The 24,557-nt window shown below is 64.3% G+C and carries 15 protein-coding genes; 3 read left to right on the forward strand and 12 right to left on the reverse strand.

Annotated features, from left to right (window positions below):
- Positions 1 to 6: 6 nt before the first annotated feature.
- Complete coding sequence (locus B7G54_RS05405) at positions 7 to 936, reverse strand: dihydrodipicolinate synthase family protein (protein WP_085038142.1); 930 nt, start codon at positions 934 to 936, stop codon at positions 7 to 9.
- Positions 937 to 1,039: 103 nt separating this feature from the next.
- Complete coding sequence (locus B7G54_RS05410; protein ID WP_085038143.1) at positions 1,040 to 2,791, reverse strand: IlvD/Edd family dehydratase; 1,752 nt, start codon at positions 2,789 to 2,791, stop codon at positions 1,040 to 1,042.
- 114 nt (positions 2,792 to 2,905) lie between these two features.
- On the opposite strand from B7G54_RS05410, the gene B7G54_RS05415 reads away from it, so the two are divergent.
- Positions 2,906 to 3,856, forward strand: coding sequence for a LysR substrate-binding domain-containing protein (locus tag B7G54_RS05415; RefSeq protein ID WP_085038144.1), 951 nt, complete (start codon positions 2,906 to 2,908; stop codon positions 3,854 to 3,856).
- A gap of 170 nt (positions 3,857 to 4,026) precedes the next feature.
- Here the strand turns inward: B7G54_RS05415 and B7G54_RS05420 are convergent, their stop codons facing one another.
- From B7G54_RS05420 to B7G54_RS05435, 5 genes are all read right to left on the reverse strand, one after another.
- On the reverse strand, positions 4,027 to 5,766 hold the full coding sequence (locus B7G54_RS05420) for a ShlB/FhaC/HecB family hemolysin secretion/activation protein (RefSeq protein ID WP_085038145.1): 1,740 nt from the start codon (positions 5,764 to 5,766) through the stop codon (positions 4,027 to 4,029).
- A gap of 478 nt (positions 5,767 to 6,244) precedes the next feature.
- The gene (locus B7G54_RS38515) at positions 6,245 to 6,682 is read right to left on the reverse strand and encodes a hypothetical protein (protein WP_133059141.1); all 438 of its coding nucleotides are present in this window, start codon (positions 6,680 to 6,682) and stop codon (positions 6,245 to 6,247) included.
- Between the two features lie 16 nt (positions 6,683 to 6,698).
- A complete protein-coding gene (locus tag B7G54_RS05425; RefSeq protein ID WP_085038146.1) occupies positions 6,699 to 15,776 on the reverse strand; it encodes a contact-dependent inhibition toxin BcpA in 9,078 nt (3,025 codons plus the stop codon).
- A 118-nt stretch (positions 15,777 to 15,894) separates the two neighbouring features.
- Positions 15,895 to 16,200 carry a hypothetical protein gene (locus B7G54_RS40200; RefSeq protein ID WP_425266453.1) on the reverse strand — a complete coding sequence of 102 codons (306 nt, stop codon included), beginning with the start codon at positions 16,198 to 16,200 and terminating at the stop codon, positions 15,895 to 15,897.
- A 180-nt stretch (positions 16,201 to 16,380) separates the two neighbouring features.
- Complete coding sequence (locus B7G54_RS05435; RefSeq protein WP_085038147.1) at positions 16,381 to 16,857, reverse strand: OsmC family protein; 477 nt, start codon at positions 16,855 to 16,857, stop codon at positions 16,381 to 16,383.
- Positions 16,858 to 16,988: 131 nt separating this feature from the next.
- On the opposite strand from B7G54_RS05435, the gene B7G54_RS05440 reads away from it, so the two are divergent.
- Entirely contained in the window at positions 16,989 to 17,630 is a 642-nt protein-coding gene (locus tag B7G54_RS05440; protein WP_085038148.1) for a GntR family transcriptional regulator, read from the forward strand.
- A 53-nt stretch (positions 17,631 to 17,683) separates the two neighbouring features.
- Here B7G54_RS05440 and B7G54_RS05445 read toward each other — a convergent pair whose 3' ends face one another.
- The 5 genes from B7G54_RS05445 to B7G54_RS05465 all read right to left on the reverse strand — a co-directional run bounded on the left by B7G54_RS05445 (position 17,684) and on the right by B7G54_RS05465 (position 23,215).
- On the reverse strand, positions 17,684 to 18,085 hold the full coding sequence (locus B7G54_RS05445; RefSeq protein ID WP_244289254.1) for a BON domain-containing protein: 402 nt from the start codon (positions 18,083 to 18,085) through the stop codon (positions 17,684 to 17,686).
- A 60-nt stretch (positions 18,086 to 18,145) separates the two neighbouring features.
- The gene (locus B7G54_RS05450) at positions 18,146 to 19,207 is read right to left on the reverse strand and encodes a porin (protein ID WP_085038149.1); all 1,062 of its coding nucleotides are present in this window, start codon (positions 19,205 to 19,207) and stop codon (positions 18,146 to 18,148) included.
- A 144-nt stretch (positions 19,208 to 19,351) separates the two neighbouring features.
- Positions 19,352 to 20,785, reverse strand: a complete 1,434-nt coding sequence (locus B7G54_RS39530; protein WP_244289255.1) for a family 1 glycosylhydrolase — start codon at positions 20,783 to 20,785, stop codon at positions 19,352 to 19,354.
- 399 nt (positions 20,786 to 21,184) lie between these two features.
- Positions 21,185 to 21,892 carry a TetR/AcrR family transcriptional regulator gene (locus B7G54_RS05460; protein WP_085038150.1) on the reverse strand — a complete coding sequence of 236 codons (708 nt, stop codon included), beginning with the start codon at positions 21,890 to 21,892 and terminating at the stop codon, positions 21,185 to 21,187.
- A gap of 267 nt (positions 21,893 to 22,159) precedes the next feature.
- Positions 22,160 to 23,215, reverse strand: coding sequence for a LacI family DNA-binding transcriptional regulator (locus tag B7G54_RS05465; protein ID WP_085038151.1), 1,056 nt, complete (start codon positions 23,213 to 23,215; stop codon positions 22,160 to 22,162).
- A 189-nt stretch (positions 23,216 to 23,404) separates the two neighbouring features.
- On the opposite strand from B7G54_RS05465, the gene B7G54_RS05470 reads away from it, so the two are divergent.
- The gene (locus B7G54_RS05470) at positions 23,405 to 24,553 is read left to right on the forward strand and encodes an ABC transporter ATP-binding protein (protein ID WP_085038152.1); all 1,149 of its coding nucleotides are present in this window, start codon (positions 23,405 to 23,407) and stop codon (positions 24,551 to 24,553) included.
- Positions 24,554 to 24,557 lie beyond the last annotated feature (4 nt).

Genomic DNA, 24,557 nt, shown 5'->3' on the forward strand with positions numbered 1-24,557 from the left:
GATCGTTCAGCGCGCCCAGCGCAGCACGAGCGGATCGAGCCGGCGTGCGATCGCGAGCAATTCGGCGCGCGTGTCCGGATGCAGCTCCGGCATCGGATGCCGCGGCTGCTCGCACGCGATCACGCCGCCTGCGCGCATCAGCGCCTTCGCGGTGAGGATCCCGGACTGGCGGTTCTCGTGGTTGATCAGCGGCAGCCACGCCTGGTAGCGCGCAAACGCATCGTCGTGGCGCCCTTCGCGGAACGCTTCGAGGATCGGCCGGATGCCGTCCGGAAACCCGCCGCCCGTCATCGCGCCGGTCGCGCCTGCATGGAGATCGGCAAGCAGCGTGATCGCCTCCTCGCCGTCCCACGGCCCTTCGATCGCGTCGCCGCCGAGCCGGATCAGCTCGCGCAGCTTGTTCGCGGCGCCCGGTGTCTCGATCTTGAAGTACGCGACCTGTTCGATCTCCCGCGCCATCCGCGCGAGGAACGGGGCAGACAGCGCGGTGCCGCTCGCGGGCGCGTCCTGGACCATGATCGGGATCGCGATCGCGTCGGACACGCGGGCATAGAACTCGAAGATCTGCGCTTCGGGCACGCGGAACGTCGCGCCGTGATACGGCGGCATCGCCATCACCATCGCCGCGCCGAGCTGCTGCGCGCGCAGGCTGCGTGCCGCGCACACCTGCGTGCTGTAGTGCGAAGTCGTGACGATCACCGGCACGCGGCCCGCGACATGGTCGAGGATCGTGCGCGTGAGCACGTCGCGCTCGTCGTCGGTGATGGCGAACTGCTCGGAGAAATTCGCGAGGATGCACAACCCGTCCGAGCCCGCGTCGATCATGAAATCGACCGCGCGCTTCTGGCTCGCGAGATCGAGTTCGCCGGTTTCGGCAAACGTCGTCGGGACGACGGGGAAAATGCCGCGATAACGCGGCGTGCTGCTCGATGTCATGGTTCGCGTCCTGCGCCGGCCCCTGCGGCGGCCGGCGGTCATGCGTTTACGGTTTCACGAAGCGCAGGCCCGGAAAGCCCGCAACCGGCTGCCACGCAGCCGCTCAATGCGAATGGCTCGGCACCTCCGCGCCGCGCATGCCGACCAGGAAGTCGAGGTCGCACCCCTCGTCGGCCTGCAGCACGTGATCGATGTACAGCCGTGCGTAGCCGCCCTTGCCGAGCTGGCCGGCCACGCCCGGCGCCGCGGTCGGATCGACGTCCGACAGGCGGCGCTGCAGCTCTTCATCCGTAATGTCCAGATGCAGCGTGCCGGCCTCGCAGTCGAGCTCGATCCAGTCGCCATTGCGCACGGCCGCGAGCGGGCCGCCGGCGGCAGCCTCCGGCGCGACGTGCAGCACGACCGTCCCGTACGCGGTACCGCTCATCCGCGCATCGGAAATCCGCACCATGTCCTTCACGCCCTGGCGCAGCAGCTTCGGCGGCAGCCCCATGTTGCCGACCTCGGCCATGCCCGGATAACCGCGCGGCCCGCAGTTCTTCAGCACGAGCACCGAACTGGCGTCGACGTCGAGCGCTTCGTCGTTGATCGTCGCCTTGTAGTGGTCGAGGTTCTCGAACACGACCGCGCGGCCGCGATGCTTGAGCAGTTCCGGGCTCGCCGCCGACGGTTTCAGCACCGCGCCGCGCGGCGCGAGATTGCCGCGCAGGATGCGGATGCCGCCGTCCGCGATCAGCGGCCGGTCGAGCGGGCGGATCACTTCGTCGTCGTAGTTCGGCGCTTCGCGCACGTTGTCCCACAGCGACTTGCCGTTTACCGTCAGTGCGTCCGGGTTCGGCAGCAGCCCGCCTTCGCCGAGCCGGCGCAGCACCGCCGGCAGCCCGCCCGCGTAATAGAACTCTTCCATCAGGAAGCGCCCCGACGGCATCAGGTCGACGATCGTCGGCGTGTCGCGGCCGATGCGCATCCAGTCTTCCAGCTCGAGCGGCACGCCGATGCGGCCCGCGATCGCCTTCAGGTGAATCACCGCGTTGGTCGAGCCGCCGATCGCCGCATTCGCGCGGATCGCGTTCTCGAACGCCGCGCGCGTGAGGATCTTCGACAGCACGAGCCCTTCGAGCGCCATCTCGACGATGCGGATGCCGGACATGTGCGCGAGCACGTAGCGGCGCGAATCGACGGCCGGAATCGCCGCGTTGTGCGGCAGCGCGACGCCGAGCGCCTCGGCCATGCACGCCATCGTCGACGCGGTGCCCATCGTGTTGCAGGTGCCGGCCGAGCGCGACATCCCTGCTTCGGCCGACAGGAAGTGATGCAGGTCGATTTCACCGGCCTTCAGCGCTTCGTGCAGTTGCCACACGGCCGTGCCCGAGCCGATGTTCTTGCCTTCCAGCTTGCCGTTCAGCATCGGGCCGCCCGACACGACGATCGCCGGCACGTCGCAGCTCGCCGCGCCCATCAGCAGCGCGGGCGTGGTCTTGTCGCAGCCGGCGAGCAGCACGACCGCATCGATCGGGTTGCCGCGGATCGCCTCCTCGACATCCATCGACGCGAGGTTGCGCGTGAGCATCGCCGACGGCCGCAGGTTCGATTCGCCGTTCGAGAACACCGGGAACTCGACCGGGAAGCCGCCGGCCTCGAAGATCCCGCGCTTCACGTGTTCGGCGAGCTTGCGGAAGTGCGCGTTGCACGGCGTCAGTTCGGACCACGTATTGCAGATGCCGATGATCGGCCGGCCGTCGAACTCGTGATCGGGGATGCCCTGGTTCTTCATCCAGCTCCGGTACATGAAGCCGTTCTTGTCGTTCGTGCCGAACCATTGGGTGGAGCGCAGCCTGGGTTTCGTTGCCGACATCGTCAGTCCTGTGGTGACGGGATACCGGCGCAGTCTAGGCAGAATTTTGATAACTGGCTAATGACGTTTTTGGCGATTACGATATCGATTCCGATATCGATATAAACCCGTACGATGCCCGAAGCCAGCCCGTGGGGAAACCGTGGCCGCCTCAAGACGCGCCAGCTTCTGCTGGTCGTCGCGCTTGCCGACGAAGGCAGCATTCATCGCGCGGCGGCCGCGCTGAACATGACGCAGCCGGCCGCGTCGAAGCTGCTGCGCGAACTCGAGGAATCGATCGGCGCGGTGCTGTTCGAGCGCCTGCCGCGCGGGATGCGGCCGACACTGTACGGCGACGCGCTGATCCGCCACGCACGCGCGGCGCTCGGCAGCCTCGACCAGGCGCACGAAGAACTGGCCGCGCTGAAGGCCGGCCATCTCGGCCACGTGGCGGTGGGGGCGATCACGTCGCCGGGCCTGCGGCTCGTGCCGCCGGCCGTCGCCGCCGTGAAGGGCACGCATGCAGGCCTGCATGTATCGGTCGAGATCGACACCAGCAACGTGCTGCTCGAACATCTCGCACAAGAAAAGATCGACATCGTGCTCGGCCGGCTCTCGGCCGAACACGACAAGCTGCGCCTGCGCTACGAGCCGCTGACCGGCGAGTCGGTCGCCGCCGTCGTGCGGCCCGGCCATCCGCTGCTCGCGCAGGCACCGCTGTCGCTCGCGGACGTGCAGCGCGCCGCGTGGGTCGTGCCGCCGGCCGGCAGCGTGCTGCGGCACCGCTTTGAGCTCGTGTTCCAGCGCGCGAGCCTCGCACCGCCGGCGAACCTCGTCGAGACGGCGGCGCTGCTGTTCATCACGCAACTGCTGGAGCAGAGCGACATGATCGCGGTGCTGGCCGAGGACGTCGCGCGCTACTACGCCCGGCACGGGATCGTCACGATGCTGCCGCTGGAGATGGATTGCCGGATGGACGATTTCGGGATCATCACGCGCACCGACCGGCTGCATTCGCCGGCCGTCGCGATGATGGCCGATGCGATTCGTGCGGCGGCGCGGGAGGTTTATGGGGTCGTGCCGTGAGGTAGCGGCGGTAGGGTAGGGTTCCGCCGCCGGACGTGGAGAGCAAGGTCGCCGTCCGGGGCTCTCCGACAACAGTACCCCGCTCTATACGGTCGAAGTCGTCAGCTCTCGAGCTTCGCCGCCGCCCTCTTCGACGACGGCGGGCCGGGTGCCGTATTGCGCTCGCTTCATCAGAACTGTGCGGTGACCTGAAAACCCACCGTCACGCGTGCCGTTGGGAATCCGGATGGCTTGTAGACCGGTGTGCCGGCAAACAGGTCGTAACCGTAGGCGCCCAATCGAGTCGCGACGCTGCCCTTTACGCCGATCACGGCACCTGCCAGTTGCGTGCCGACCAGCGCGACCGGCTGCGGGCCCCACACGCGGCCGTAGTCGAGGCCCGCGTAGACCGCCATACCCGTCTGCCCGATCGGCGCCTGCAATTCGTTGCGCCAGTAGAAACCGCGAGAAGCCGCCAGCATCGTCTCTCCGTCAAAGCCGCGCACCGTATAGCGGCTGCCGATCGCCAGGTCGTCGATGTAGTAGAGCGTGTTGCCCGTGTACTGGCCGTGGAAGGTCGTCACGTAGCGGAACGGCTGCTGCGCGATCGCGAACGGCACCGACAGGTTCGCATCGAGCACCGCCATCTTGTAGCGGTAGGTCGGGCCGCCGTCGGCCGCCAGCATGTCCTCCTGCGCGCCGAATGCGCCAATGCCCTGTCGGTACGCGAGCGTGCCGTCGAACTGCGCATTGCCGAAGTAGTGGCGATCGGTCAGGCCAAATTCAACGAACGTGTTGTTGCGGCGCTGCTGCGGAATTTCGGTATCTTCGATGAAGCTCTGGCCGAAGCGGCGCGACAGCCGGAACTGCGAACCGAACACGTCGTTCTGGCTGCGCGACAGCACGCGGTTCAGCTTGAAGTCGACCGTCTTCGAATTGCCGCTCGCGATGAACGTCTGGTTCACGCCGGCAATCTGCTGGTAGTACGTATTGGTGTATGCCGAGAGCGTCGCGGTCCAATATCCCCACGGGATCGAGTAAAAGCCATTCCAGCCGTGCGAGCCAAGACGCTTGTCGCCGAATTCCAGATCCTGGCTCACGCCGACGTTGAAGATGTCGTTCAGGCCGAGCGGGTTGTCTATGCAGAGCGACAGGTTGCCCTGCAGGCGGCCGGTCGCGCGCGTGCCCGAGTTGTCGATCGACGCGACCACGGTCCAGGGCTTGCCGCGCTTCACGTCGAGCACGACATCGCTCTCGCCCGGCACATCGGCGGGGACGATCTGCATCGACACGTCCTGGCTCGATACGCGCTTCATCTGCTCGAGGCCCTGCTCGAGGTCGCGCAGGTTCAGCAGTTCGCCATCGCGGGTCGGGAAAGCGGTTTTCCAGGTGCCGCGCAGCTTGTCGTCGGCGAAACGCACGTGGCGAATCACTCCGGGGATCAGCGAAAACTTGAGGGTGCCGGTCGACAGATCCTGCTCGGGCAGCAGCACGCGCGTCGTGACGTACCCGCGTGCCAGGATCGCTTGCGACAGGCCCTTGACGAGCATATCGATGCCTTGTTTGCCGACGCACTGGCCGACGTAGTGATCGAGCCATTCGCGCGCGAATGCGAAGCGGTCCATCGGCAAGGCCGACGCGCCTTGCGACTTCAGGGAAGCGGGCAGCGAGTCAGGCACGTCGAGCGAAAAACGATCAATGCGAAAGCACGGCGTTTCGGACGGCAGCGCCGGATACCCTGCGCTCGCCGTCACGCTCGAACGCACCCCGGGCGCGGAAACGGTCCGCTCGCGCTCGCGCGCCTCTTCCTGTTGTCTGATTTGCTGGTCGTTACCCGAACTGATCGGGCGGAGAGCCTCTTGTGCCGACACACTGGTCGCGATAAACAGCAGCGCTGCGGCGGCCGAATTCCCTCGGCGAATAATTTTCATGTTCTTCTAGATATGGAATCGTGAACTACAACCAGATCATGCGTATTCGTCAAGGATGCGACTGCTTATTAACGCGGTCAGCACACTGATCACCTAAAAAAGTCCGGCAAAAAATGCATAGGTAGCAGCCATACTGACCCAAGCAGCAGTATTCTGCTTGTGCGTCATCTTGACCCGCTTTTCTGGATTTTGATCTCCGCTAACTGTCACCATCCAACTATCCTGCTTTCCAAGAAAAGTCTTAGCTAAAGAAGATATTCCTCAATATCACGTAAACGATGAAGCCCATAACCGCAGCGAAAAAGCACCACCAGATGATTTTCTGTCTCCGCGTTTTCGGAACAGATGTAATTGACGGCCCCATGGCTACCACCCAATCCCAGTTTTCCCTTGATCAACGGAGAAGCACAAACCAATCTCGGCAATTTCGTCTACCAATCTGGCGCTGCCGAGTGATGAGATAGTCACCACCAGGACTTCATCGCCTGCAATTCATTACTGTTCCGGAATTATATTCCATTGACAGGCCATAGATATCAATCTGCCTCTCAGGAAACCATTCTGGGACAAGACTCAGCGCGGCGCGCCCTCCATCCTTACAAAACGATATTTCTTTTTCATTTGAGCCAACAACATTCCATCCTCGTGAAATAAACGCATCTCTGTAAGCGTTCAACAGCCGCTCATCCACTGAACGAGCATCAATACTCCTAATAATAAGCACAGCGCTGCCTCGTTCATTATCTTTGGAAAAGACAGTCATTCCACCCCGCCCGACAATCCAATCCATATCAGATTTCATTTTTCGGTATTTTTCAGCGGTATCCGTAGGGCTATTAACCAGAACTTTAGCAAAAAAAACATACATCGCCCCCAGCACCAAAAAACCGATAATCAAAGCTTTGAGTAACTTCATCAACGGCCACCTTCCATTATTGAACCTTGCCTATTTGCCCCCCGTACCCAACCCCTAAAGCACCACCCACACCAGGGACTTTTGTTACACCTCCAGCACCAATACCGATTTCAAAGGCAGTATCGCCGCCAATTGCATGATTGACTCCGGCGCAAACGCCGAACATACATGCACCAGCCCCAATCGATGCGCCGCTGAGGAAGTTATCAGTATTGCTCCCTCTCTGACTTGTAGGCAACCCTGCGTTTGATGCAACCATCCCGGTGGCAAGAGATATACCAGGCACTACCGGCACTGCACCACCAACCGAAAGATATGTGTTCCCGTTGTGGAGGTTTATTGTAAGAGACCCGCCCAAACCTAATGCTGAGCCTTGCACAGATAAGTAATCAAATGATCCGGTTCGCCTTGCAGACAGCCCCGATTGAAGGGTCGCGAAATCAGCTTGGGCATCTTGACTACTGTATTGAAACAAGTTGCCCGAGGCCACCTGCTTTACCATGCCGCCATACGACCCAGCCGAGAGGAAAGTAGTCGCGTAGTTCTTCAATTGCGCTTGCTCAGCAACATAACCACGTCCCTCTTGCTCTAATGCCACATACTGGTTGTATTCCGACGTACCTACGGCATATTCGGCTGAACACCGAACCAGTGCACATCCGGCGGCCTCCAATTTATGTTGTTTGGTCGGGTCGCCATTCGCTAAATCCTTGATGACCTGCTTTTCTTCCGGATGCAACTGCCGATTGAACCGATCAACGTTATACCCAGAGAACGCGCCAGACTCTCCACCCACAGCCGCCCCAGCCCCCGTCGCAAGCGCATTCGCCACGATATTGCCCAGCGCCTGATTCATATTGGCGTTACCGGTCGGATCGCTGCCTGCGACCGCGCTACTCAGCTCGTTCAGCTTGCCTGACGCGATCGACGCAATCGCCGCACCGGCTGCGCCGCCGACCGCATTGCCGCCCGCCAATCCCGTCACCAGCGCCGCGCCGGCACCTTGCATCAGTGCGCGGTTCGCTCCGCCCTCCTTCCAGGCGTCAACGCCTGCCTGGTCGCCATTCTTCTGGGCTTGCCGTTTCATCTCGTCAGCATAGTCCCCAATCCGGCGCGACACGGCTTCGCCAGCCGCGCTGGCCGCGGCCATCATGTCCGACTGGTTGGCCAGCAGGTTCTGCATGTCCGGAAGTTTGGCGACCGTGCCGTTCGTGTTCGTCGTATCGCGGTTCAAGCTGGCCACGTCCTGCTTCTGGTTTGCCGAATCCGTGATCGTCACCGTCCCTGCACTGACACCGCTCTTCGTCGTCGCGCTATCACTGCCGCTGTCGTTCTGACCAAGCATGGGCGCGGCGCCCCCCGCATTCTTGCCCGACGTGCTGCCGTGCGTGCTGTAGTTCATCCCGCCGTCGCCGGTCGTCGCGCCGGCACTGAAGCCGCTCGAGCTCGCATCGTAGCGCGACTGGTTCTGGATGTCCGAGAAGGACAGCGAACCCGTCGTCAGCGAATTCTTCGACGCGTCCGCTTGACTTGCGATGAATCCGCCCTTCAGGTCGGTATTGCCGGTGACGTTGATATTGAAACCGCCATCGCCCGCGTGAATCCCGGCCTGTTCATTGACGCCCGCATAGCTGCCCGACGCGTTGCCCTTGCTCTGGCTGAAGCTCGCACTGGCGCCGCCCTGACTGACGCTGAAGCCGCCACCCGAACTCGACTGATGTGCCGCGCTCGTCAGCGTGTCCTGCACGCTGACGATGTTCAGATTCCCGCCCACGTCGGCGTTCACCTGATTGCCCTTCACGTTCGAGCCGATGATGTTCGTATCGCCGCCCGAGATGATCGTCACATTGTTTGCTGCGTGTACATGGTTATTGTTTTGCGTGGCCAGATCGCTGTTGCCGTCGCCGTTGGCCTGCGACATCGCCGCGGAAACACCGAACCCGCCCGTGCCGACCGACACACCCACGCTCGCGCTCTTCGACTCATTCGTGCTGCGCGTCGAGTCGGTGTCCGTCGTATTGACGATATTGACCTGATTCTTCGCCGCCAAAATCACATCATTCGCGTTCACGTTCGAGCCGGCGATCGTCACATTCCCGCTACCCGGCTGTCCGTTCCCCGTTGCCGCAAACGCCGCCGTTCCGCCCGCAGTGACGCTGGAGCCGCGATTCGTCACGCTGTCTTCGGAGAACGCGCTCTTGCTATGACTGCTGCCAACGCTGACTTCGACCTTGAACTGAGGCGTTTCGCCCGCCCCCAGCGCCCGGACCACATCGCCCGCGGCCATGTTCGCATCCCACGCCGCGCTGGCCGCCGCCATTCCGTGGAGCGCTGCCGCGCGACCATCCTGGCTATTGCCGGACGCGCGCGATTGACCAACGGCATTCGACACCGCGTCGATCACCGGTGCCTTCAGTGCCAACGTCAGGCCGCTTTTCGACACTTCCTGCGTTTCGCCGCGGTGGTTCTTGTCCTGCGCCGCGTCGATCGTCACGTTCGCGCCTGTCCCGCTGAGATTCTTCGCGGCGATGAGGTCGCTGCCCGTCACGTGCAAATCATTGCCAGCCGTGATGCTGAGGTTACCCTTCAGCGAGCCGATCGTGCTGGCGTTGTTCGACACCTCGTTCGTCTGACTGGTCGTCTTCAGCGAACTGCTGCCCACCGACACCGACAGTCCGCCGCCCGACATCAACCCGGATTCCTTCTTGTCGTAGTAGCTCGACGACTGCAAGGTATCCTGCGACGTCGTCACCGTCACGTTGCGTGCGGCCGTAAGCGTCACGTCGTTCGTTCCGACGATGGTGCTGCCTCCAACATTGACGTCCTTTCCGCTGACAATGTTCACGCCGTCCGCCGATACCAGACTGCCGCGATTGAGCGTCATCGTCTGGTCGATCCCGCTCGCAACCTTCACGCCGCTTACGACATTGCTGTGGCTGTGCGTTTCGTGCGAGTTGAGTTCATGTGTCTCGGTTGCCGCGCCGACGTTCACATCGCCGGCCGCAAGCAGGTTCGCGTTGCCCTTATCGAGGCTGATCGTGCTACCGGAGAGCGTTATATCCTTGCCCGACACAATATTGACCGTATCGCCGCCCTTGAGCGTCGTCCCGGTCAGCGCCTGATCGGACGTGTGCAGCGTCTCCGCGTAGCTGCCGTGACTGTCGCTGCCCGAACTGTTGCTGTTCACCGTCGATGTCGTGCTTGCCGCGCCGAACGTCACAGCGCCCTTGGCAGCGATCGTGCCACCCTGGCCGAGGTCGATCTGCGCGCCCTTGGCGGTCAGGTCTCCGCCGACGGCAATCAACGATTGCCCACCAACCGTCACCGAGCTGCCGCTAACCTTGTTGATGTCGGTATTCGACACGCCATTGGCCCGCTGCACGATCTTGTGCTCGCCCGTCTGGACCGCACCGAGATCCCAGTTGCCGCCAACGTTCATCCCGAGGTTGCCGCCAACCGACAGGTTGCCCGCGTTCTGTTGGAAGTTGCCGCCGGTGACGATCAACGCATCACCCGCGACATCCAGCTTGGCGGTCGGCCCGAGCGTCGTCACCACGCTCGTCGCACCGTCGCGGCTCACGCGCGTGTTCGTCTTCGTCGCCGTATCGAGAATCAGGTCCTTCCCGGCGTCGAGTTGCAGGCTGCCGGCCTTCACGTTGGCCGACGTCAGGTCGATGTCGTTCTCGGTCTTCAATGACATCTGCCCACCGCTTTGCAGCGCGCCGAATGCGTTGTCGATCTGCTTGCCCTGAATCGCCAGCGTGTTTTCCGCCTTGATCGTTCCGCTATTCGTGAACGACTGTGCATTCTGGAAATCGATGTTCGTCGCACTGATCAACGGGCCGTCGATATTCTGCTGGCTGGCCTTCGCGAGATAGACGACCGGCACGAGCACCGACTGACCGTCGACCACCCGTGTTTCCATCATGACCACGTTGCTGGTCAGCTTCGACACCTGATCGGCCGACAGGCTCGCGCCGATCGGTAGATCGAGCGACTTCGACAGATCCGCGCCGGCCGCCATCAGCGATTGATACATGGTCTGCAGGTCTGCGTACGGCCCGATCACGGCCTTGCCCGTCAGCGCGGTGACTTCGTTGCGCACGAGCTGCTGCTCGTAGAAACCGTCGCCGAGCCGCTTCGGGATATGCGTGAGGTCGACGCCGAGCTGACCGAAGAAGTAGTCGCTCGAAATGAAATTCTTCTGGTTCGTGAACGCCGGATTCGTTTCGATCACGTAGCTCGCATTCGGCGCAGTCGTCGGCTTGAACAAGCCGCCTTGCGGAATGGTGAGGTTGTTCAGGATGTTCAGCGCCGTTGCACTGGCGATGATCGGATCGACCGGCGCCGACGGGCCACCGTGCACGGCCGACGCACCCGATTTCGCGCCGCTCGCGTTGCCGCTCAGGTTGGTGGGGGTGAAACCCGGCACCGACTGCCCCGGCAGCAGGCCGAGCGACGGAATCGATGCGTTGCCCGCCGTGTTGTTGACGCTGACGCCCGTGCCGGAAATCGTGCCGTTCGAACTCAACGTCGAGTCGTATTTCGGCAGCTTGTAATCCTTGATCGATGCCGGTGCCGCCTGGGTATAGCCGCCCGGGCGTCCCGTCACGAACGGCGCGTTGCCGAACGGCAACTGCCAGTCGTGTTCCGAGTTGTCGTAGTTGTTGTAGTGATATTGGCCCGAGTAGGAAACCGACACGCCCGGCAGCTTCTGGCCGGACGCCGCCCAGCCGTCGGCGTCGTAGTAGGCCGGCATCTTGATGTCGCCGACCGCCGCGATGTTGCTCCAGTAGTTTTGCAGCGTGCCGACCGACGACGCATCGATCTTGCCGCCCGACACGATTTGCGCGGCCGGGCTGATGTCCGTCACGGTCGTCGCCGTCGCGCTGTCCGCGTAGTAGGTCGTGAACTGATACGTGCTGTTCCATTGACCGCCATGAGGCGGCTCGGTGTAGACGCCGCCGATGCTGTCCGGATCCTTCACGCCGATCTGGCCCGTGCGACCGCTGATCGGAATGCCGAACTGCGCGAGCGATACAGGATCGATCTGGCTGGTAGACGTCTTCATCGCGCGGCGCGTGCTCGTCACCTTGTCCGCGTGCAGTTCCATGTCGCCGCCCGACTGGATCAGGGCCGACACGTTGTTGACGAGCGCCGCGTTCGTGTAGTTGCCGCTTGCGTCCTTGCCACCAGCCAGCACGACCTTGCCCATGCCGAAGATGGCCGTCGTCGCCATCGAATCTGCCGCGGTCGTGTCGTCGCGGTTTTCGATGTCGTGCGCGAGAATTTCCAGCGTACCGTTGCTGTCCGATGCACCGATCAGCGCCGTCGCCCCGAGGTTCGAGATCGTATTCGTCGCGTTGAGCGAAGCGCTGGCGCCCACGAGTGCGCCCGTATTCGTCAGGTTGGCCGATTGCGTGTGCAGCAGGCCGCCGGCAGTCAGGGCGCCCACGTTGACGATGTTGCCCGCGTTGACGCTCAGGTTGTTGACTGACTGCAGGTTCGCGTTGTTCGTGAAGGTGCCGGGCAACGTGAAGGCGAGATCGTGACCGACGTTGAACTGTGTGTCGGCCGCTGCCGTGTAATCGCCCTGCAGGCTCACGTCGGCGTCATGCGTCGCGCTATATGTGCCTCCGCCCTGCAGCGTGGCCGCCGCGACCGACAGGTCGTGAGTCGAGCTGATCTGGCCGTTCGTGTTCGTGATCGCGCCGGTGGTCGTGACGTTCACGTCGCCGTTCGACTTGGTGACGTTGCCGATGGTGCCGCCGCTGTTGTCCAACGTGTTGCTTTGAACATGCAGCGATGCACCGCTGAGCTGGCCGCCCTGCGTGTTGCTGATCGACGCTGCACCGATCGTCACGTCGCCGTTGCCGGTGATCGCACCCATTCCGGATACGACGCCGCCAGCGTGGCTGTTCGTGATCTGGCTGCCGCCTTGCACCGTCATCTTGCCCGCGCCGAGGTCAACGATGGCGCCGTCCGCGTTGTCGATCGAGGCCGATTGAATGGCGAGCGTGCTGTTGTCGCCCGCAGTCGACTGCCCGGCCTGGACATGCCCGCCATGGTTCGAAAGCGCACCGCCGTTCGTCAAGGACAGCGACGCGTCCGATCGCAGCAGACCCTGCGCGTTGTTAACGTCGCCGGCAATGGTCGCGTTGATGCCGCGCTGCGCCGCGAGAATACCGCCGGCGTTGTTCCAGGTAGCCGCGTTGACGATGGCTTGCCCCTTCGTCACGATGGTGCCCGACGCATTGTTCAACGCGCTGGCTCCATTGCCCGGTGCGATCGTCAGCGTACCCGCACCGGCGTGTGTAATGGTGCCGCCCGCGTTGTTCAGCTCGGCCGGCGTGAGCGTCAGATCCGTACTGTTGGTCTGGATCACACCGGCGGCCGAGTTGTCGAGCATGCCGCTGACGTTCATGCCCATTGCCGACGAGCCGTACTGGGTGATCGTACCGCCGTGGTTCACGAGGTTTGCAGCCGTCAGCGCAAGCTGATTGGCCTCGAGCTTGCCGCCACTGTTGTCGAGCGTCGAATCGGCGGTGACCGACAGGTTCGGCGCGACGATAGAGCCGCCCTGGTTCGTCATCGAGCCGGTGTGGATCGCCGCGTTCGCGCCAGCACCGATCTGACCGCCGTCGTTCGCTAGCGTACCGCTGGTGACACTCAGATCCGTGTTCGACAACAGCTTGCCGCGCGCGTTGTTCAGCGTGCCGCCGACAGTTGCCGTCAGTCCGTTCTGCGCGTTGATCGAGCCCGCCGTGTTGTTTAGTGTGCCGGTTTGCGCGACGACGCGCCCGTTGCTCGCAATGGAACCACCCACGTTCGACACCAAACCCGTACCACCGCCAAGCGTCAGTGCGCCGTTGCCGGCATGGGTGATCGTGCCGCCGTCGTTGACGAGTACGGCAGGGGCGAGCGTCAGGTCGGTACTGTTGGTTTGCAGCGTGCCGCTGTTCGAGTTGTCGAGCGTGCCCGACACGTTCACGCTCATCGCCCCGGCCCCGGTCTGCGTGATCGTGCCGCCGTGATTCACGAGATCCGTCGCATTCAACGACACCTGGCCCGCCTGCACGGTGCCGGCGCTGTTGTCGAGCGTCGTGGCGCTGACAGTGGCCGTCTGGCCGACGATTGATCCGCCGTTGTTCGTCAGATGCGTGCCGGCGTCGACCGCAACGTTCTGCGCGGCCTGCAGGGTTCCGCTACCGTTATCGACCGACTGGCCCGAAACGTGAAGATTCGTGTTGGATGTGATCGCGCCATGGTTGACAACGTTTGCGCCGCGGACCGAAACATCGCCGTTGCCTCCGATCACACCGCCTTGTGCACCGTTCGCAGTCGTCCCTGCGGCATTGGTCAACTGGTCACTCGTTGTCACCGACAGGCCGTCGCCGTTGAGCGACGTGATCCGACCCGCGGTGTTATCGAGTGACGCACCGGCCACCGTCATGCCGGCCGCGCTTTGAAGGGTGCCCTGGTTGTTCGCGATCGCGCCGCCACGCACGTCCGCCGTGCTCTCGGATACCAGTTCGCCGGACTGGTTGGCGATCTGGCCAACCACGTTGACTGATAGCGGCCCCTGCGACGAAACCTTGCCACTCTGGTTCGAGAGGGCCCCGCCGGTCAGCGTCGTGCCGCCGCCGCTCGACAGGTTACCGTGATCGTTGATCACGGTGCCCGATGCGTTCGCCTGAATGGCACCTTGCGCGCTCGTCGTCGCGTTCGACAGGTTCACGTCGCCGGCCGTCGCATTCAGCGACAGATTGCCGTTCGCCGCCGTCTGGCTGCCGGCGAAATTCACGTTGGCGCCTGTCAGCGACGCATTGCCACCTGCGACATTCTGGCCGATCGCCGTCAGCTGGCCCGACGCCGTCAGGTTCAGGTCGCCGCTGTGCGTGACGGAACCGTCGTTGTTCACGCCCGCGCCGAGCGTACCGGTCGAATTGATGGTGCTGGCATTCACCGTCGTGTTCTGCTGCGCCGCGAGCGTCCCACTGTTCGTCAAATCGGCCGCGGCGTTGGCCGACAGCGATTGCTGCGCATACGTGGTGCCGATATTTTGGATGCCGCCCGCGGCCGACAGCGCCATATTGCCGCTTGCCGTGGTCTTGCCCGTGAGCACGAGCCGGCCGTCCGATTGCAGCATCAAATCGCCAGCCTGCGCCGCGATCGTCCCAGCGTTCGCGACACCAACGCCTGCGGAGTTACCAACCAAAAACATCCTATTGGCATACATGCCGCCTAACTGAGCCACGTCAATTGCGACAGCGGGGGCAGGACCGTCACCGGCGATCGGCGTCGCGGCAAGCGTGTTGTGATTAACCTGATTCGTACCGGCGATTACGTTCAGGTTCTTCGCGTAGACCGCCGCGTTCACCTGTACCGCGCGGGCAATAAGGTCCACCTGATCGGTACCGGTTGCATTCAAGCCGGCACCTGAGACGGTCACGAGCCCGCGGTTGACGTTGTATCCAGCGAGCGAACCGTCGGCGCCGTAGTACGGCACGCCGGTCGTCAAGGTCGCGCGACTGGTATTCAGGAACGTTCCGCCGTCCACGAAAATCCCGGACGGGTTAGCGATGACCAGCTCCGCGCGAGCGCCTGCGATCTCCACGGCGCCGCGAATTTGAGAGGGGTTCGGGCTGTTGACCTGGTTGACGATGATCCGTGCGGCCTGCCCGGCTCCGTAGTTCGGGTTGCCGTTGATCCAGCCCGCCTGCTGCGTCTGAACCATCGTGGCCGAGTTGTTCAGGATCGCGCCAGCCTTTTGGACATCGAACTGGTTGTAGGTGTTGACCGATACGCCGGCCCCCGAAGGCTTGGCCACGTTGACTTGGGGCAAGCCATTCGGCGTCTGGATCACCTGCGTGCTGGTGCCGGGCGTCGGGATGATCTGTGCATCGGACAGGGTGGGTAGCATACCGAGTGCGGCGACGCCCGCCATCACGGCGCGAGCGCCGGACGTCGACGACCGCCGCTGCGCGCGTGCTTCGCCTGTTGCGGGTTTCCCTTCAGCTGTCGCTGTCTCCGCGACGGCCACCACCATACCCCGAAGCCTGGAAAACACCAGGCGGTGCGTATTCTTATTCATTCTGGTCGACGCGGCCCGCGTCCGTTCGTTTGATTATTGAACGCGAGCTTACTGAAACATCGAAAAATGACTGTCAAATATTGCCACGCCGTTGACGGAGAACCACAAATTTCGAATTTCAGTCTCGTCCGATTGACGCGGACTCGGACATCCCCAATCGGTTTCTCAAAGAATCCGTCGGCCAGACCAGATCGATTTCACGCGGATCTTTCGTGTATCCACCTGTTACACACTCCAGAACAACGGCGAATCGAATTCCATTGTGAGCTGGATCGCCGGGCGCGCGAGTCACTGCGGTAGATAACCACTGCGCCCGTTCCGGCGTGCAGAGGTCGGGCGCGAGGCGCTGCTCAGGATGCGTATCGGCGAGATGCAGGCAGATCGCGGCTGTTTCGTACAGCACGAGGTCGCCATCGACCAGCACCGGAATAAGTTCGGATTCAGCGCAAGATTGTCCGGTGACTTGTGCCGGTCGTGCACGCGGTCGATGTACTCGAGCTCGAACGGCTAGCCGATTTCTTCAAGCACGAAGTGCTGCGCCATGCTGACATTGCTGGGGGAGTAGAAAAGCTTCATCGTCGATTTCGTTTGGCGGGCATCGGCATCACGCAGCCGCAAACTCGATCACCGGCTCGCAGCGGATCGGAAAATTGACCGAGTTCGCGATATAGCACTTCGCATGCGCATCGTGATGCAGATGCGTCGCCTTCTCACGATCGTCGCCCGCCAGAATGGTCACGTGCGGGCGCAGCACGATTTCGGTGAAGCGGCCTTCCTCGGCGCTGTCGACCATCGTGCCTTCCGCGCTGTCGACATAGCCGAGCACGCGAATGCCCGCCTCGGCGCACAGGTGCAGATACCAGAGCTTGTGGCACGCCGATGCCGACGCGACCAGAAGGTCCTCGGGATTCCAGCGCGCGGCATCGCCGCGGAACGCAGCGTCCGACGAACCGGGAATATCCGGCTTCGATCCGGCACGGATCACATGATCGCGCCCGTACTCGCGATATCCCGACGTGCCGGTGCCGCGATTGCCCGTCCACTCCACTGCGACGCGATACGTGTGTTCGCCTGATGCCATCTCGCTCTCCATTGATGTCGGTTGCCTCGACCGTGCCGGATGCCGTTTTGCAGCACCCGCCCGTGGCCGTCATTGTGGCACCGGATTGCCGTTTGGTATACCATTATCCCAAATTGACGAAACACGCAGGCATGGAAGCCAAACTCGACTCCACGGCGGACGCCGTCGCCGCATCGCTGCGCGACATGATCATCAACGGCGAGCTTTCGGCCGGCGAACGGCTCGTCGAGCGCGACCTGGCCGAGCGGTTCGGCATCAGCCGGATTCCGATGCGCGAGGCGATCCAGCGGCTGGAACGCGAAGGCTTGCTGAATATCTTCAGGAATCGCGGCGCGGTCGTGCGGATGCTGAGTGTGACCGACGTGCAGGAAATCTACGACCTGCGCGTGCTGCTCGAAGGCGACGCGATCTACCGGAGCGTGAAGCGGCTCGACGACGAAACGCTGGCGCGCGCCGAACTCGTGCATCGCCTGCTCGGCGATGCGACCGTGCCGCGCAGGCAGGGCGAGCTGAACCGCGAATTCCACGCGTTGCTGTATTCATGCTGCGGCAATGCGCGGCAGTTGAAGTCGATCGCGGAGCTGCGCAGCCAGGTCGAACGTTACGAGCGCCTGCAGACCACGCTGCTCGCCGACACGCCGTCGTTCCAGGTCGAACATGAAGAAATCCTGAAGGCATGCCGCGAGCGCAATGCGCGTGCGGCACGCTCGATGACGATCGCGCATCTCGAGACGGCGAGAAGCATCGTGATGCGGCTCGTCGAAGGCGGCTGACGCCGGCGCGCGGTGCATATGCCCGCGAACGCCGGCCCGTGCGCCACTCGACGCTATTCGATACGTGTTCCGACACGCAGCTGGTTGCGGACCGCCGTCACACCGGCAACCTGTTGCGCGGCATTGACGGCCAGCGGAATCTGCACGTTGTCCGGTACGGTGCCCGACAGCGTCACCGTGCCGTCGCCCGCGCGAATCAGGATGCGGGTCGAATCGAGCCCGCGCGTGCGCGCGAGTACCGCGGCCACACGCTTGACGAGCAGCCGGTTCGATTTCCGTCTGGCCCGCGCCGTATCGCGATTGGCTGCGGCGGCGCCGGTGACACCGGCATCGCTTCCCGACTCGACGGCCGGCACGTCTGCGCGCGACGCCGCCGGCTGCGCCAGCACCGGCGCGGCCGGCGCCAGCAACAGCGCGGCGAGCATCAGGACAACCCGGGGGTTCGAATAGATCATGGTTGAGTTCCGCAATAGGATGGAAAACGAATCAAGTACCGGCCGCTGAAGCCGCACGCATCAGAACTGGGTGATCATGCCAACCGACACGCCGGTCACCGTGCGCCCGTCCGGCCGCAACGACAGCCCCGCGACGTTGGTCGGATCCTTCTTGTAGGCACCCGAGAAGCCGTTGCGATCGAACTCCGCATACAGGCTCGTCCGCTTCGACAGGAAGTACTGCAACATCGCGTACGACGTGAGCTTGCGGCCATCCGCGCCGGCGGCATTCTTCAGGTTCTGTCCGAAGTCCCAATAGGTCGCACCGGAGAATTGCAGGAACGGCGTGATCTGGTAGACGATCCCGGCCGCCGGAACCCGGTCGCGCCGTTCCGGCGCGCCGGCCTTCGTGGCGCTGACGGCGAGATCGCTGTAGCTCAGGTACAGGCGGGCCGGGCCGACCTGCCAGGTCGCGCCGCCCATGATCGTGCGCGCCCATTGCGATGCGTCGGCATTCCACGTCGTCTGATACGCGGCCCCGAGCAGCAGCGTCTGGTACCGGTAGCTCGTGCCAACCGCGACATTCGAGCCAGCGCGCTGGTTGCCGGCCGTTCCGCCGGGCGAGTAGCTGCCGCGCACGGTCATGCCGCCGAACGTGCCGGCGTACTTGATCGTGTTGTTGAAGCGCGAATCGTTCGTAAAGAAGTTGCCGCCCCACACCACGCCGGGAATCGTCGCGAGCGACTGTCCTTGCCCGCCGTTCGGGTCGAGCGCGATGCCGATGTCCTCGGCCGCATTCAGCTGTCGCCCCAACGTGACACGGCCGAACGTGCCGCTCAAGCCGACATAGGACATCTGCGAGAACAGCAGCCCCTGCGATTTCGACAGCGCGCCCGTTCCCGTCAGGAACCCGCTCTGCAGCATGAAGATCGCCTGCACGCCTCCGCCGAGATCCTCGACGCCCTTCAGTCCGAAGAGGTTGCCCGATATCGCGTTGTTGTCGAAGCCGACCTGGCTCCCCCCCTTCACGCCGTCGGTCCAGCGCACGCCGCCGCCGACATAGCCGAACAATGTCACGCTCGATTGCGCGACGGCATTGGCGGCCACGCATGCCAACGCCGAAACCACGATGATTCGCTTCATGTGTCTCCATCCATATATTCGTTATGCTTATTTTTCAAGCATCGCCAGTGCTTGAGTCCTGGTCGATGCGACAGCGTCGGCCGGCTCACGGGATCGCATCGCGGCGATCCGTGCGGGCCGGCCGTCACGCGTTCGGCAAGCGCGCTAGCGGCGCGCTTCCGTCTGCGGGAACGGGTAGGCGAGCTTCGCGGCCGTATAGCCGATCCGCATCGCGTTGACGTGCAGCGTGTCGCCGGGGCTCAACGGAATCACGCGCCCCGCGTCGTACACGGACCAGGCTTGCGGCGCGGGCCGCTGATCGCCGAGGTGGGCGAAGCGCGCCCCGAGCTTCGGCGGCAGCATTTCGCCGGCGAGCCGTTCGAAGTCCCAGCTCAGTACGGTGTGCGTGAGTCGGGGCGCCGGATCGTCGCGCCGCTCGATCCAGTAGCCGATCGACGCGCCGCGGGTCGCGCATGCGATCGTCACGCCGCCCGGTGCCGGCCGGATTTCCGGCATCGCCGTGGCCGGCGGCGCGGCGCCACCGAGCCACATCCGCGAGATCATCTCGGGCTCCGGGATGCCGCCCATGTCGCCGTAACGGTCGGTCCAGGTGTGGAATGCGGCGCGAAGTTCGTCGAGCTTCGCGCGATAGCGCGGGTCGTTCGCGAGGTTGTGCAGTTCCCACGGATCACGATCGGCGTCATACAGTTCCTCGACCGGTTTCGGGCCGAACCACGCTGCGGTGACCGGCGGCAGTTTGCCTTCATCCTTCAGCCGCAGGATGTCGCGCATCATCGGCATGCTTTCGCGGAACCGGATCGGCTGGTAGTACGGCCTCTCCGGCATGTAGTTGTACAGATAGCGGAAGCGCTGATCGCGCACCATCCGCACGCGGTCGTATTCGCTGTCCATCCGGTCGCGCGCGGCGAACACGTATCGGCGCGGCGTGGGTGCCCGTGCCGGCCCGAGAAACGCCTGGCCCTGCATGTAGGACGGAATCGGCACGCTCGCCAGCGACAGCACGGTCGGCGCGAACCCGGTTTCGGTGATGTAGATCTCCGGTGCGCCGTAGTCGCGATGCAGGCGCAGCAGCATCTCGGTCATCCCGTCCGGCTCGACCTGGAAATACGCGGTGCGTGGCAGATCGGCCGGCGGCTCGGCTTGCTCGACGCCGAACGGCACCGACGGATTGGCTCGCACGTAGATGCGTGAGTAGTAGTTCATCCCGAGGAAATCCGGCTTCGCGGCGATGACGTCCATGTCGCCGGGCTGGACAAGGCTGGCGAGCGAATGGTCGAGCGGCTCGGGGTAACCGTGTCCGTACAGCGGATCAAGGAACGCTCGATTCCACAGCATGTCGACGAGGCCGGCCGCCTTGCGGTCTTCGTCGCGCGGGCCGGCCGGACGGATCGGTTGAAGGTTGATCGTCGTGCCGATCCGTGCATCGCGCAGGTTGGCGCGCAGCGCCTGGAACGCGAGGCCCTGGGCCAGGTTCTGGTGGTGCATCGCCGCGAATACGCCTTCCGGCGAACGCAGGCCCGGTGCATGCACGCCCATTCCGTAACCGCGCAGCGCGAGACTGTTCGGTTCGTTCAGCACGATCCAGTGGCGCCGGTATCCCGGCGATGGGATGCATCGGCATCGACGGCATTCGATTTCGTGTTCGCGCATGCGGACAGCATCAGGATCGCGACGGCGCAGCCAGCGGTTCGGTACAGGCGGATTGCTCGGATCATGTCGACAAGGGGTCCGGGGTCGGGTCGGATAGCGCATCCATCGGCTCGACGCGTTGCCGTCAGCAAACGGCGCGGCCTCGAACTCGCATGCGTTGCAACATACAAGTAGGACATATTGCTTGTCAACGAAGCGAACCGAGCGATGTCTCGAAATGTGGTTCGGGGTCGGTGCAATGCGTCGCGCACCCGGATCGCTCGGTGATCCAGGTATTGTCACGGCATGCGGCGCCGGCCGGACAGCGGCCGGAATCGCCAGGGAGTCTCAGCGCGGCGCGCGGCGCTTGGCGCCCTTCGATTCCGCCGCCGCGGGACGTTGCGTGAGGGCCTCGATTTGCCGAAGCGCGATGTCGCGCCAGAGCGCGAATGCGGCGCGCGCGACCGCAGGCTCGCCGCCTGTCACGACGTCGATGGTCAGCCCGCGGATCATCGATCCGCCCAGCAACTGCAATTGCCTGATCGTCTGTGCGGTCGCGTGGTCGAAACCCGCGACGACATCGTCCGTCAATGCGCGAAAGCCGTCGTCGAACGGCTCGAGGATGCGCACGACCGCGTCGTCGAGCTCCTTGTCCGCTCGCCGCGCCAGCTGGATCTCCATGCTGGCGGCGAACAACGGCGTGCCGATGAGCGCGCCGGCGACGTCGAGCATCCGGTCGATCCGCTCCAGCGGTGTTGTCGCACCATGTGCCGCGCGCTTGAACTGCGCGAAGCGATCGCCGGTGAGGCGCTCCTGAACCGCGGCCATCAGCTCCGCCTTGGTCGGAAACTGATGCTGCAGCGCGCCCATGCTGACGCCGGCTTCGCGCCGGATCGCGAGCGTCGTCGCGCCCGAATAGCCTTCCTTGTAAAGCAGCGAGATCGCGGCGGTGATCACGCGTTCACGCGTCGCCTGGCTGCGTTCCGCCTGCGTCGGCCGGCGGGCGCGCGCAGTGCCGGTAGTCGTTGCCGCACCTGTCTTGACGATTTTCTTCATTCACGTGTTGGGTCGGACGCCGTGACGGACAAGGTCGGCCGTCGGGCGCGGTCATCATTTGACGATGGTGGTCGAGATCGGTCACAGCGCTCGACCCGCTATCGCACCCTCGCGCAAACGCGCATGGTCCATCGCGAACCACCGCCACATCGGCGCGGCATAGCCGCAGGGGTATCGTGCGCGGCCTGCGGCGGGCCGTCTACGGATGCGGATTCTACCAATGAAGCCCCCATGGGCACATGGCCGGCATGCGGCCTGCCCTCGGCATCAGGTGTGCCGCGATCGCGCGGCACCGTGCGTCGCGCGGTTGCCTGCCGGCGCGGTCGTCCCCCGCACCACCAGCCGCGGCACCGACGCCATCCGCACGCGCGACGCATCGTCGATCTGTCCGCCCGCCTCGCGCAACGCGTTCAGCAACTCGACCGCGAGCCCGGCGGCCTCGGCGGTCGGGATCGCGACGGTCGTCAGCGTGGGCCGCGTGTCGCTGGCCAGGTGAATATCGGTGATCCCGACGATCGACAGGTCATCCGGCACGCGCCTGCCGCGATCGGCTGCCGCATGCATCGCGCCGATCGCCGGCAGGTCGTTGGTCGCGACCAACGCAGTCAGTTGCGGATGTGCATCCAGCAACCGCCCCGCCGCACGCACGCCGCCTTCGATCGAATCCGGTTCGGCCGTGACGATCGACGCATCGAGCCCGGCTTCGTGCATCACGTCGACGAAGCCGTCATAGCGCGCCGCCTGCACGCCGTTTGCCGACCCGCCGACGATCGCGCCGATCTCGCGATGGCCGAGCTCGATCAGATGCCGCGTCGCAATCCGCCCTGCCTCGCGGAAATCGATCGCCACGCACGGCAATCCGTCGGGTGGCGCCTCGGGCCGCTCCCACAGGCACAGCACGACCGGCACGCCGCGCGCCGCCACGTCGAGCAGATCAGGCAAATGCAGGTTCGCGTTGGTCACGAGAATCCCTTCGGAGATCGTGCCGGCGATCTGGTCGAGATACGCACGCCCCTGCAACGGATCTTCGTTCGTATTGCAGACGATCAGGAACTGCCCGTTGCGCCGCACTGCGCGCTCGACTGCCAGCGCGAACTCCGGATAAAACGGGTTCGCGATGCTCGACACCATCAGCGCGACCGTCGGCGCGCGCCCTTCCGCCAGCGCCCGCGCGGCGAGATGCGGCCGATACCCGAGCGCCTCCACGGCCTCCAGCACCCGCGCACGGGTCGCCTCGCCCACCCGGCCGCGGCCGCGCAGCACGTTCGACACGGTCGCTGCCGTCACGCCGGCACGGTGGGCCACTTCATCCAGGGTTGCCATCGCTTGCTCACTATATGAGACGCTTATCCAATATTTGCTTCGCTTACCGAAGCGGCGCACTATCGCCGCACACCCTGCCGCCCGACCAACGGGCGCGACTCGGCCGCGATCGCATCGCCTCTTTTTTTGATCGCGATGATTAAGCGCTTAATCACTGATGAAAGCGCATTAGAACATGGAGCGGAGACAATGGCGAGCATCTCGATGCGACGCGTGCAGAAAGCCTATGGCGATCACGCGCCGGTCATTCGCGACGTCGATCTGGAGATCGGCGCGCACGAGTTCTGCGTGTTCCTCGGGCCGTCCGGATGCGGCAAGTCGACGTTGCTGCGCATGATCGCCGGGCTCGAGGATCTCAGCGCGGGCGAGCTGTCGATCGACGGCCGCCGCGTCGACGACGTGCCGGCCGCCGAGCGCGGCGTCGCGATGGTGTTCCAGAGCTACGCGCTGTTTCCGCACATGACGGTCTACGAGAACATGGCGTTCGGGTTGAAGCTCGCGCGCATGCCGAAAGCCGAGATCGACCGGAAGGTGCGCGATGCCGCGCGCATCCTGCAGCTCGACACGCTGCTCGATCGCAAGCCGAAGGCGCTGTCGGGCGGGCAGCGGCAGCGCGTCGCGATCGGCCGCGCGATCGTGCGCGAGCCCGGCGTGTTCCTGTTCGACGAGCCGCTGTCGAATCTCGACGCCGCGCTGCGCGGCCAGACCCGCATCGAGATCGCGCGGCTGCACCGGCAGTTCGAACGCGCGAGCGTCGTCTACGTGACGCACGACCAGACCGAAGCGATGACGCTCGCCGACAAGATCGTGCTGCTGCATGCCGGCGCCGACACCGCGCAGCACGGCAGCATCGCGCAGGTCGGCGCGCCGCTCGACCTCTACCACCACCCGGCCAGCCGCTTCGTCGCGGGCTTCATCGGTTCGCCGCGGATGAACTTCCTGCCGGCCGTCGTGACCGCCTGCGATGCGCATCGCACGACCGTCTCGCTCGCGCCGTCCGGCGAGACCTTCGTGCTGCCGCGCGACGGTTCGGCACTCGGCGCCGGCGCCGCCGTGACGCTCGGCATTCGCCCTGAACACCTGACGCTCGGCGCCGCGCACGACGCCACGGCGCTCGCGCGCGATGTCGCGCTCGTCGAGCGCCTCGGCGAACAGACCTACGTGCACCTCGACCAGCCCGGCGGCAGCTCGCTCATCGCGAAGGTGCCCGGCGACGCGCAGGTGCGCAGCGGCGAACGCGTGCTCGTGCATGCGCCGGCCGCGGCCTGCCATCTCTTCACTGAAGACGGCCGCGCGGTGCCCGCGTGCGCCGACGTCCACGTTCACCACTACGCATAAGGAT

The sequence above is a fragment of the Burkholderia puraquae genome (assembly GCF_002099195.1).
In the GTDB taxonomy this organism is placed as follows: Bacteria; Pseudomonadota; Gammaproteobacteria; order Burkholderiales; family Burkholderiaceae; genus Burkholderia; species Burkholderia puraquae.

Excerpts from the sequence above, each read along its gene's own strand:
- B7G54_RS05445 (WP_244289254.1), bottom strand. The coding sequence starts at position 18,085 with ATGATCTATTCGAACCCCCGGGTTGTCCTGATGCTCGCCGCGCTGTTG.
- B7G54_RS05450 (WP_085038149.1), bottom strand. The coding sequence starts at position 19,207 with ATGAAGCGAATCATCGTGGTTTCGGCGTTGGCATGCGTGGCCGCCAAT.
- B7G54_RS05470 (WP_085038152.1), top strand. The coding sequence starts at position 23,405 with ATGGCGAGCATCTCGATGCGACGCGTGCAGAAAGCCTATGGCGATCAC.
- B7G54_RS05440 (WP_085038148.1), top strand. The coding sequence starts at position 16,989 with ATGGAAGCCAAACTCGACTCCACGGCGGACGCCGTCGCCGCATCGCTG.
- B7G54_RS05410 (WP_085038143.1), bottom strand. The coding sequence starts at position 2,791 with ATGTCGGCAACGAAACCCAGGCTGCGCTCCACCCAATGGTTCGGCACG.
- B7G54_RS05425 (WP_085038146.1), bottom strand. The coding sequence starts at position 15,776 with ATGAATAAGAATACGCACCGCCTGGTGTTTTCCAGGCTTCGGGGTATG.
- B7G54_RS05465 (WP_085038151.1), bottom strand. The coding sequence starts at position 23,215 with ATGGCAACCCTGGATGAAGTGGCCCACCGTGCCGGCGTGACGGCAGCG.
- B7G54_RS05460 (WP_085038150.1), bottom strand. The coding sequence starts at position 21,892 with ATGAAGAAAATCGTCAAGACAGGTGCGGCAACGACTACCGGCACTGCG.
- B7G54_RS05415 (WP_085038144.1), top strand. The coding sequence starts at position 2,906 with ATGCCCGAAGCCAGCCCGTGGGGAAACCGTGGCCGCCTCAAGACGCGC.
- B7G54_RS38515 (WP_133059141.1), bottom strand. The coding sequence starts at position 6,682 with ATGAAGTTACTCAAAGCTTTGATTATCGGTTTTTTGGTGCTGGGGGCG.
- B7G54_RS05435 (WP_085038147.1), bottom strand. The coding sequence starts at position 16,857 with ATGGCATCAGGCGAACACACGTATCGCGTCGCAGTGGAGTGGACGGGC.
- B7G54_RS05420 (WP_085038145.1), bottom strand. The coding sequence starts at position 5,766 with ATGAAAATTATTCGCCGAGGGAATTCGGCCGCCGCAGCGCTGCTGTTT.
- B7G54_RS05405 (WP_085038142.1), bottom strand. The coding sequence starts at position 936 with ATGACATCGAGCAGCACGCCGCGTTATCGCGGCATTTTCCCCGTCGTC.